The 9,653-nt window shown below is 67.5% G+C and carries 11 protein-coding genes; 6 read left to right on the plus strand and 5 right to left on the minus strand.

Annotated elements, in window-relative coordinates:
- The coding region (locus tag E3O67_RS05130; protein WP_167726449.1) for an integrase core domain-containing protein at positions 1-109 on the plus strand (109 nt) is incomplete at its 5' end.
- Here the strand turns inward: E3O67_RS05130 and E3O67_RS16835 are convergent.
- Positions 106-243 carry a hypothetical protein gene (locus E3O67_RS16835; RefSeq protein WP_166787056.1) on the minus strand — a complete coding sequence of 46 codons (138 nt, stop codon included), beginning with the start codon at positions 241-243 and terminating at the stop codon, positions 106-108. The genes E3O67_RS05130 and E3O67_RS16835 overlap by 4 nt on opposite strands.
- Positions 244-366: 123 nt before the next feature.
- Here E3O67_RS16835 and E3O67_RS05135 point away from each other — a divergent pair, with 123 nt between their 5' ends.
- The 4 genes from E3O67_RS05135 (at position 367) to E3O67_RS05150 (ending at position 3,567) form a co-directional block, all read left to right on the plus strand.
- Positions 367-750: a Fe-S oxidoreductase gene (locus E3O67_RS05135; RefSeq protein WP_134432829.1), complete on the plus strand. Its 384-nt coding sequence runs from the start codon at positions 367-369 to the stop codon at positions 748-750.
- Positions 751-797: 47 nt separating this feature from the next.
- Positions 798-1,640 (plus strand): SDR family NAD(P)-dependent oxidoreductase, encoded by an 843-nt coding sequence (locus E3O67_RS05140; RefSeq protein WP_134432827.1) that lies wholly within the window; start codon positions 798-800, stop codon positions 1,638-1,640.
- Between the two features lie 736 nt (positions 1,641-2,376).
- A complete protein-coding gene (locus E3O67_RS05145) occupies positions 2,377-2,796 on the plus strand; it encodes a DUF302 domain-containing protein (protein ID WP_134432825.1) in 420 nt (139 codons plus the stop codon).
- A gap of 51 nt (positions 2,797-2,847) precedes the next feature.
- Complete coding sequence (locus E3O67_RS05150) at positions 2,848-3,567, plus strand: hypothetical protein (RefSeq protein WP_134432823.1); 720 nt, start codon at positions 2,848-2,850, stop codon at positions 3,565-3,567.
- A gap of 167 nt (positions 3,568-3,734) precedes the next feature.
- Here E3O67_RS05150 and E3O67_RS05155 read toward each other — a convergent pair whose 3' ends face one another.
- From E3O67_RS05155 to E3O67_RS05165, 3 genes are all read right to left on the minus strand, one after another.
- Positions 3,735-5,231: a catalase gene (locus E3O67_RS05155; RefSeq protein ID WP_135102155.1), complete on the minus strand. Its 1,497-nt coding sequence runs from the start codon at positions 5,229-5,231 to the stop codon at positions 3,735-3,737.
- Positions 5,228-5,728, minus strand: a complete 501-nt coding sequence (locus tag E3O67_RS05160) for a Fur family transcriptional regulator (protein ID WP_304999312.1) — start codon at positions 5,726-5,728, stop codon at positions 5,228-5,230. Before E3O67_RS05160 ends, E3O67_RS05155 begins: the two co-directional genes overlap by 4 nt.
- A 92-nt stretch (positions 5,729-5,820) precedes the next feature.
- Positions 5,821-6,345 (minus strand): MarR family winged helix-turn-helix transcriptional regulator, encoded by a 525-nt coding sequence (locus E3O67_RS05165; protein WP_241979384.1) that lies wholly within the window; start codon positions 6,343-6,345, stop codon positions 5,821-5,823.
- A 115-nt stretch (positions 6,346-6,460) separates the two neighbouring features.
- On the opposite strand from E3O67_RS05165, the gene E3O67_RS05170 reads away from it, so the two are divergent.
- Positions 6,461-8,473 carry an MMPL family transporter gene (locus E3O67_RS05170; protein WP_241981989.1) on the plus strand — a complete coding sequence of 671 codons (2,013 nt, stop codon included), beginning with the start codon at positions 6,461-6,463 and terminating at the stop codon, positions 8,471-8,473.
- Between the two features lie 221 nt (positions 8,474-8,694).
- On the opposite strand, the gene E3O67_RS05175 is transcribed toward E3O67_RS05170, so the two are convergent.
- Positions 8,695-9,653: amidase (locus tag E3O67_RS05175; protein WP_135102159.1), on the minus strand; the 959-nt coding region annotated here is incomplete at its 5' end.

A 9,653-nucleotide genomic window follows, 5' to 3' on the forward strand; every position in this document is an offset into this window, starting at 1 on the left:
CACCTACCAGCAGTGGGTCCATGACTACAATCACCACAGACCCCACAGCGGCATCGGAAACACCCCACCCATCAACCGCGTTCACAAGGTCTCTGGGAGTTACACCTAGTCGTCGTCCCGGGTCACGTTCGTCCACTCGACCGCGTCGGCCATCCGGGTGCGGGACTTGGTCACGTTGCGCCATGTGCGCACCCCGGTCTCCGGCCAGGGTGGGGCCATGATCTGCACTGCACCCTGGACCATCCGGATCACCCAGCCTGAAGAGAACAAATCATCTTGAGTACGTACACTCTCAAATTGATTCAATCGAACAGAAAACAGGTTCTGGTCCGATGAGAGCGCTCATGGGAAACTCAGGGTTCTGTCGTGAGATCCGCCTACGCTGGGTGGGTGCGCCGCATCCTCTTCGACTCCCCCATCAGCCGGGCCGGCTACCTCTACGCCACCACGGTCGGCGTGATCTGGGGGTCGATCTGGAGCACCGGTAAGGTCGAGCGCCGAAGCGGCCTCATCGTCTTCCGAGGGATGCCTGCCTGGTCATTCGGTCGCGGCGGATCCTGTGTCGGCGGCTGCTACCTGACCAACCAGAACGTGTCGACGGCCATCCTCGAACACGAGGCCGTGCACAAACGCCAGTGGCAGCGATTCGGCATGGTCTTCCCACTGCTCTACCTGGTGGCCGGCCGCAATCCGCTGCGGAACCGTTTTGAAATCGAGGCCGGCCTCGCACAGGGCGGCTATGTCTCGTAGTCCAGAAGTCGAACAACACCCATGTCAATAACCCAGGGGGACCAAGAATGACCGCACGCACTATCGTGATCACCGGCGCCAGCGACGGAATCGGCGCCGCCGCCGCCCGAGCCCTGAGCCGGTCCGGCGACCACGTCGTGATCGTGGGCCGATCGCCCGACAAGACCGCGGCAGTCGCCGAGTCACTCGGCGCCGACTTCCTCGTGGCCGATTTCTCTTGCCTCGACGAGGTGCGCACCCTCGCCGCCGAGTTGCAGGAGCGCTACCCGCGCATCGACGTGCTCGCCAACAACGCCGGCGGCATCATGGGCGAACGTGAAATCACCGTCGACGGCCATGAGAAGACCTTCCAGGTCAACCACCTGGCCCCCTTCCTGCTCACCACCTTGCTGATGGACCGGCTGGTCGCCAGCCAGGCCCGAGTGATCAACACGTCCAGCGCCGCCAACCAGCTCTTTGGGAAGATCGACCTCGACGATCTGCAGGGCGAGACGAAGTATTCCGCGAACAAGGCGTACGGCGACGCCAAGCTTGCGAACATCCTCTTCACCAGGGAACTCCACCGCCGCTACAGCGACGAGGGACTCACCACTGCAGCCTTCCACCCCGGCGTGGTGGCAACGAGCTTCTCCACCGGGTCGACGACCCTCATGCGCCTCATCTACCAGACTCCGCTCAAACGCCTGCTGCTCGGCGCTGAACAGGGAGCCGACACCCTGGTCTGGCTGGCCACCGCGATGCCGGGCACCGACTGGGCATCGGGCGAGTACTACGAGAAACGCCGCATCCAGAAGGCGAACAAGCAGGCCTACGACTCCCAGCTGGCCACCGCCCTCTGGGAGCAGAGTTCAGCGCTGGTCGCCGCGCACTCGGCGCCTCTGGCCTCCTAGCCGGAGCCTTCTGCACGAGGCTACCGGTATCGAACGAATTCGACGGAGATTTTGTTTCGAAACGACTTCTCGCGCTTTTTTGGGCCGATCCGGCCAAAATTCTCCGTCGAATTCGTTCGGGGTTCGGGTCGCGGCGCGGAACTCCAAACGGGAGAAACTTTGGCTGCGCACCGGGCTCGCCACGGCTCCGGTCGATGGGCCTTGCCGCCCTGCGTCCTGCCTCCTCTGGTCAGGGTGGCCAAGCGCGCGTGTGGCCAACTCAGGACATCCGTCACCCGCAGTTACCAGCCGGTGCGGAGCAGTGCAGGATCAGCAAGGATGTCCGGAGGGCCCGGACAGATCTCCTGAGTTGGCCACACGACGAGCCGGACGTGCCGCGGCACCTGTATGGTTCGGGCGCCCACCGTGAGCTCCTTCGTGGCCGAACCGGTGCAGCTCGGGGCCGGTGAAAGTGGCCCGGGTGAATGGGGACGACAACCGGAGCACGTGCGCAACCTCGATCGCGGATGGCCGGCAGCTCACGCGGGGGGCGCGGGGGGCGCCGGGCGCATCCGTCGAGGTAAGCATGTCCCACGTATGAAATATCTGACCTAACGAGAATCCACCCGTTCACGGTGGCAGATCGGGCCGGTGGCGCGCATGATGGTCTGGGGGCGTCGCGGTCCCCAGTGAATGTCACCGAGTGAATGAACCGAGTGAATGAACCGAGTGAATGTCACCCCAGTGGAGGAAGAGCATGAGCTACGCACACACCATCACGGTCAATGTCTCGTTCGACGAAGCGGTCCGGATGGCCCGGGAAGCACTGGCCGACCAGGGATTCGGCGTACTGACCGAAATCAACATGCAGTCCACCTTCGCCGCCAAGCTCGGCCAGGAGGCCGCCGACGCCGTCGGCGACTACCTGATTCTCGGTGCCTGCAATCCCGCCCTGGCCCAGCGGGCCGTGACCGCCGACCCGGGCATCGGCGCCCTGCTCCCCTGCAACGTGGTCGTGCGCCGCCACGCGGGGGCCAGTGAAACCACCGTGGAAGCCCTCGACCCGGCCATCATGGCGCAGCTCAGCACGAAACCGGAGATCAAGCAGGTCTCCATCGAAGCGGATGCCCGGCTGCGCGCAGCCCTTGCGGCCGTGCTCTCCGGCGCCGCGCAGTAGCCTTGGGCCAGGCCTGATCAGGCGGGAAAACGTTAACCAGCGGGGGAATCAATGAACGAACGCACCGGAACAGGTGATCGGACCCGGTCCAGGATCCGGGGCGGCGTCGCCCTGACAGTGCTGGCGGGACTGCTGCTGAGTGCCTGCTCCTCGACCCCCACACCGGGGTCCACCCCGACGGCCTCGGAGGAGGCCACTGCGGTGGCCACTCCCCCGGCCACGACAACGGCTACGCCGACGCAGGCCGCGGCGCCCACCGTGTCGACGATCGTGATGAGCGGCTCCCGACTGGTCAGCCAGACCCCCGACGGGCAGACCGTGCAGACCGCGGTCTTGGACGACGGCCCCGACACGGCCATCGCATTGCTCACGAACGCCTTCGGAACGTCGCCGATCCAGTCCGAGATGACTCAGAACGAAGCCTGCGATGCACCTTCGACCCACTATGTCTGGGACGACGCAATGCTCTCCGTGTCGTCCATCGGGTTTACGGTCAGGTTCAGCGGCCCCTCCGTAGCGGGAATAGCCCTTCGGAGCAGCGGTGGATTCGCGGTCGGCGACAATGCCCAAGCGTTCTTCGATGCGCTCCCGGAGGATCAGGCGCACGATGAATACAACGACGGTTCAGGCCCCTTCGTCTACGACAAGGTGGCTGACGGTGCCCCCTGGGGTGAGGACGGCTCCGCCTTCGGCGGAGTGGCCCTGCTTCAGCCGGGCGGTGTCGTGAAGGCGATCGTCGCGCCCGACACGACGCGCGCCTTCTACTGCTGACGCCGGGCCACCGGCGCACCGGATAGAAAGCGGGACACGAGAGTGGGACACGAGAGTGGGACACGAGAGTGGGACACGAGAGTGGGACACGAGAGTGGGACACGAGAGTGGGACACGAGAACGCCCGACCTCGAAGAGGCCGGGCGTTCTCGGTCAAGCAGATGCTGCTACGGGGCGGCGTAGCCGGCTGCGGCCTCGGCCAGCAGGTCCGCCTCTGCCCAGGTCGCGAGGTTCGCGCGCAGCTTCACGCCGAGGTCGGCGTCGACGCTGGTCCAGTACGCGATCGCCCGCTCGGTCACCTCGGGACGCTCCACCCCACTGATGGCCCCGGTGATGGTGTCGAGGAAACGCGCCTTGGCGGCGTCGTCGTAGACCTCGCGGTACAGTGTTCCCGCCTGGCCGAAGTCGCTGTCCTCGCTGCGTAGTTGCGCGGCGGCGCGCACGAGCTCGCCGTCGTTTTCCCAGCTGCCGTCGGTTGCCGCCTGCGGGTCGGCCGCGGGGCCGCCCAGCGAGTTCGGAGCGTAGTTCGGGGCATCCGTCGCGTTGAAGTGATAGCGGGCGGCGCCATCCTGCGAGTAGTTGTTCACGGGTGCCTTCGCGGCGTTCACCGGCAACTGGTTGAAGTTCGTGCCGACCCGGTAACGCTGGGCGTCCGGGTAGGAGAAAATGCGGGCCATCAGCATCTTGTCGGGGCTCGCCGCGATGCCGGGCACGAAGTTCGCCGGGGAGAACGCGGCCTGCTCGATCTCGGCGAAGAAGTTCTCCGGGTTGCGGTTCAGCGTGTGCGTACCGACCTTGACCAGCGGGTAGTCCGCGTGCGGCCAGACCTTGGTGATGTCGAACGGGTTGAACCGGTAGGCCTTGGCCTCTTCATACGGCATGATCTGCACCGAGACGTCCCAGGACGGGAAGTTTCCAGCATCGATCGCGTCGAAGAGGTCGCGACGGTAGTAATCGGCATCGGCGCCCGCGATCAGCTCGGCCTCCGAGCCCTCCATCTCGATGTTGCCCTGATTGGAGGTGAAGTGATACTTGACCCAGAAGCGCTCGCCGGCAGCGTTGATCCACTGGTAGGTGTGCGAGCCGAAGCCCGGCATCTCGCGCCAGGAGCGCGGCAGTCCACGGTCGCCCATCAGGTAGGTCACCTGGTGCGCGGACTCCGGCGACAGGGTCCAGAAGTCCCACTGCATGGTCGCGTCGCGCAGGCCGGAGCCCGGCAGGCGCTTCTGTGAGTGGATGAAGTCGGGGAACTTGATGCCGTCCCGGATGAAGAACACCGGGGTGTTGTTGCCGACGATGTCGTAGTTGCCCTCGGAGGTGTAGAACTTCACCGAGAAACCGCGTACGTCGCGCCAGGTGTCGGGGCTGCCCTGCTCGCCGGCGACGCTGGAGAATCGCTGCAGGGTCTCGGTGGTCGTTCCGGGCTGGAAGACCGCGGCACGGGTGTACGCGGACACGTCGCCGGTCACCTCGAAGACGCCGTGCGCTCCGCCGCCCTTGGCGTGCACGATGCGCTCCGGGATCCGCTCGCGGTTGAACTGGGCGAGCTTCTCGACCAGGTAGACGTCGTGCAGGGCAGTGACTCCCTCGGTTCCGACGGTCAGGGAGTGCTCGTCGCTCGCGACGGGCGTTCCCGTCTGCGTGGTGGTGGGCTTGATAGTCATCGTGCTCCTTTGTTCGACAGCGGTGCAGGTGCGGAAAGCGTGGAAAGTGTGGCGGTCTGGCAGTCGGGGCAGAGTCCCCAGTAGGTGACCTCGGCGGTGCGCACGGTGAACCCGGCGGTGTTCGAGGGCGTCAGGCAGGGTGATTCGCCCACGGCGCAGTCAACATCGTGCACCGCGCTGCAGCGGGTGCAGACGATGTGGTGGTGGTTGTCGCCGACTCGGCGTTCGAAGAGCGCCGGGGAGCCGGCCGGCTCGATCTTGCGGGCGATCCCGGCGCCCGTGAAGGCCGCGAGCACGCCGTAGACGGCCTGCAGGGAGGTGCCCGGCAGCTCCGCCCGAACCATGGACAAGAGTCGCTCCGCGGTCGAGTGCGGGGCCAGGTCGAGAACCCGCAGCACCGCCAGGCGGGGCGCGGTGACCTTGAGTCCACACGCACGGATGCTGTCGACGAGCAAGCCGGACGGCTCCGCCGCCCGCATCCGCTTCGTTTTCGTCATGCGCCCCACGCTAACAGTTGTTTTGAGCCACTCAAAACAACGGGCGACCACCGGGCGTGCTGCCGGCGTGCTGGCGCACGCAGATCACCGGCTCAGGACGAAGAGCCGAGTGCCGACTGATAGACGTCGACGACCCGGGCAAGGAAGGCCTCGATCACCTGTCGCTCCACATCGGAGAGATCCTGGGTGAGCGACGCCACTCCCCCGATCACCGGAAGCAGTTGCTGGAACGCCCGCGAAACCGACTCCTGAGCCGGCACCACGACGACCTTGCGACGGTCCGACGAGTGCGGATGCCGCTGGGCGTGCCCGAGGGCCACGAGCCGGTCGACCACGAGAGTCGTCGCCGCCGTGGAGATATCCAGGCGGCGGGACAGCTCGCCCGGGGTCAGTGACCCCTCCTGGATCAGGTGCTCCATCGCGGACAGGTCGGTGGCGTTCACCTCGAGCGCCTGCCCGACCTTCCGCTCGAAGGCACGGGACAAGTGGACGATATCGTGCAGCTGGAAGCCGATCCGACCCGAAACCGGCAGACCTGAATCCCGGATCTCGCCGCCGCCCGGCGCGCCGAGCACCCCGGCCTCGGAGCCGGGAGCGAACTTGCGACGCTCTTCCATAGAAGCCATACTATTACGGACATTGCTAGGACGCCTAGCAATCAGGCTTCCTGGAGGAATTTTGCTCGCGATTCAGCGGTTCATCACCGGTCGACGAACGGCTTGGATCGTACTTGTGGCAACGATCGTCGCCGTCGGTCTGCTCTTCTCCCTCCTCCCCTCCGACGATTCCGAGGAGTTCCCCACCTCGGGCCTGCCCATATCCAGCCAGGCCGCACAGGTCGACGCACTCCTGGCCGAGTTCCCGTCCGCCGAGCAGACCTCCGCGATCGTGGTCTGGACCCGGGTCGGCGGCGATCTGACCCAGGCCGACATCGCGGCGATCACCGAACGCGGCACAGCCCTCGCCGAGCAGTCGACCGTGCCGCAGGCCACCATGCCGCGGTTCAGCGACGATGGGAGAGCGGCCATCAGCATCGTGCCGCTCGACGCGGACGAGGCCAACGCCGACATCGGAGGGGCGGCCACCGACATCCGTGACGCCGCCTCCGACGGACTGCCGACGGGCTTGGACTCCTACGTCACCGGCGCCGTCGGCTTCCAGTCCGACATCACGAACGCGTTCGCCGGCGCCGACTTCCGGCTGCTGCTCGTCACCGTGATCGTCGTCGCCGTGCTCCTGATCGTCACCTACCGCAGCCCCGTGCTGTGGATCGTCCCGCTCGTCGTCGTTGGCATCGCGGACGGCCTCTCCTCGGTCGTCGTCGGAGCCCTCGCCGAGCCGTTCGGCATCACCCTCGACCCTTCCGTCGCCGGCATCCAGTCCGTGCTGGTCTTCGGTGCGGGCACCAACTACGCCCTGCTGCTCGTGGCCCGCTACCGCGAGGAACTGCTCCGCGCCGAGAACCGCAACGACGCCATGCTCGCCGCGGTGCGCGGTGCCGGCCCGGCCATCGCCGCCAGCGGCGGCACGGTCGCGCTCAGCCTGCTCACCCTGCTGTTCGCCGAACTGTCCGGCAACCGCGCGCTCGGTTTCGCCTGCGCCATCGGTGTCGTCATCGCCATCATCTTCGCCCTGGTCGTGCTGCCGGCCGCCCTCGTGGTCTGCGGCCGCGGCCTGTTCTGGCCGTTCATCCCCCGTTTCGTACCCGGCATCGGCACCGAGCTGCGCCCCGGCTTCTGGACCCGGCTCGGCCGCGGCGTGCAGCGCCGTCCGATCGTGGTCACCGCCGCATCCGTCGCCGCGATCGGCGCCCTCAGCCTGGGCCTGATCGGCGCCTCGGTGGGACTGTCGCAGGCCGACCAACTCCTCGGAAAGCCCGAGTCGGTGCAGGCGCAGGCGATCGTGGAGGAATCATTCTCGGCCGGCCTGACCAGCCAGACCATCGTGCTGGTCCCGGATGCCGCGGCCGCCGAGGCCACCACGCTCGCCACCGAGACGCCCGGCATCGAGTCCGTGCTGCCCGGGGAGAGCGCGAACGGCCTCACCCGGCTGAACCTCTCCCTCACCAGCGAGCCCGGCAGTGACGAGACCTTCTTCATCATCGACACCCTGCGCGGCACCTATGCCGACGCCGCGGGCGACGTGTCCGAGGCGCTGGTCGGCGGCAGCGACGCCACGGCATTCGACAACAAGACCAGCGCCCAGGCCGACCAGGACCTCATCATCCCGATGATCCTGGCAATCGTCTTCGCGATCCTGGCTCTGCTGCTGCGCTCCCTGGTGGCCCCCGTTCTGTTGATCGTCAGCGTGCTGGCGACCTTCTTCGCCAGCCTCGGCGCCTCCAACTGGATCTTCCAGAACCTGATGGGCTTCCCGGCCTTCAACACCAACGTGGTGCTGTTCGCATTCCTGTTCCTGGTGGCCCTCGGTGTGGACTACAACATCTTCCTCACCACCCGGGCCCGGGAGGAGAGCATCCGGTTCGGCACGAAGGAGGGCATGGTGCGCGCCCTGTCATCGACGGGCGCGGTCATCACGAGCGCCGGCATCCTGATCGCGGCCGTCTTCGCCGTGCTGGGCGTGCTACCGGTCGTGGCGCTCACCCAGATCGGCGTCATCGTCTGCATCGGCGTGCTGCTCGACACGCTCGTCGTGCGCACCCTCGTGGTGCCGGCGCTGGTGTTCCTCACCGGCGACACGTTCTGGTGGCCGTCCCGTCCGGCCGCGAAGGCCCCGCGGGTCTAGCCGCACCGCGGGTCCGACGCTCTGGCGGGCTACCGCGACCCGCTCAGCGAAGTGAGCCCTGCTGGCCGCGGGCAAGAATCTCCGTCGAACCCGAACGAATTCGACGGAGATTTTGCCGTGAGCAGTGCGTTTGGGCTCGAAACCGGATGCTTGACGCAAAATCTCCGTCGAATTGGTTCTACACCGGGCGCTCAGAACCGCTCAGCTGACGATCTGGCGGGCTACCGCGACCCTGCCTCGGGCGGCGTGCGGTGCTGCCACCGCAGCTTCCGTTCGAGCTGGGCGCCGAGCGCCAGCAGGGTCGCCTCGCCGCCCGGCCGGCCGATCAGTTGCACCCCCATCGGCAGTCCCTCCGCGGTTTCGGCGACGGGCAGCACGATCGCGGGCAGCCCGCTCACGTTGACCATGGACGTGAACGGGGTGTACTGCACCTGCTGAGCAAAGTTGCGCTCCCCGTCGAACGCGTCGTACCAGCCCAGCGGGCGCGGCGTGAGTGCGAGCGCCGGCGTCAGCACCGCGTCGAACCGGGACAGCTGGCGGATGAACGACCGCTCGTAGGCCGACAGCGCGGCGAGCGCCTGGGCCAGGTCCCGGGCGGAGAGCGCACGGCCGCGGTGCATCAGCCAGCGGGTGAGTGGCTCGAGCAGCTGCTCCTGCTCCGGGCTGTCGGCGGGGATGCCCGCGGCGCCGGCCTGCCAGATCGTGCGGAAGGCGGGGACGTAGCTGTCGTCGGGTTCGAGCGCCGTCTCCTCCAGACCGTGGCCCATGCCCGCGAACCCGTCGACGGCTACGGCGAGGGCGGCCAGCGCCTCCGGCGCGATCTCGATCGGGTAGGCGTCATCCCAGGCGGAGGTCGTCATCACGCCGAGCTGGAACCGTCCCTCGCCGCGCACGGCTGCCGCCAGCAGGGGCGCGTCGTCGCCGGGGGCCCGCAACGAGAACAGGTGCTGCGGATGCCCGCCTCGCGGCGCGATCATCGCGTCCAGCAGCAGGGCCGCATCCGCGACGGTCCGTGCCAGCGGGCCGGCGACGCTGAGGCCGCCCAGCGCTGGGATCCCGGAGCCCGACGGCACCCGGCCGCGCGAGGGCTTTACGCCGACGAGGCCGCAGGCCGCAGCGGGGATCCGCACCGACCCGCCACCGTCGGAGCCCGGCGCGAAGGGCAGCAGCCGCGCGGCGA

The organism is Cryobacterium sp. TMT3-29-2, assembly GCF_004564305.1.
Taxonomy (GTDB): domain Bacteria; phylum Actinomycetota; class Actinomycetes; order Actinomycetales; family Microbacteriaceae; genus Cryobacterium; species Cryobacterium sinapicolor.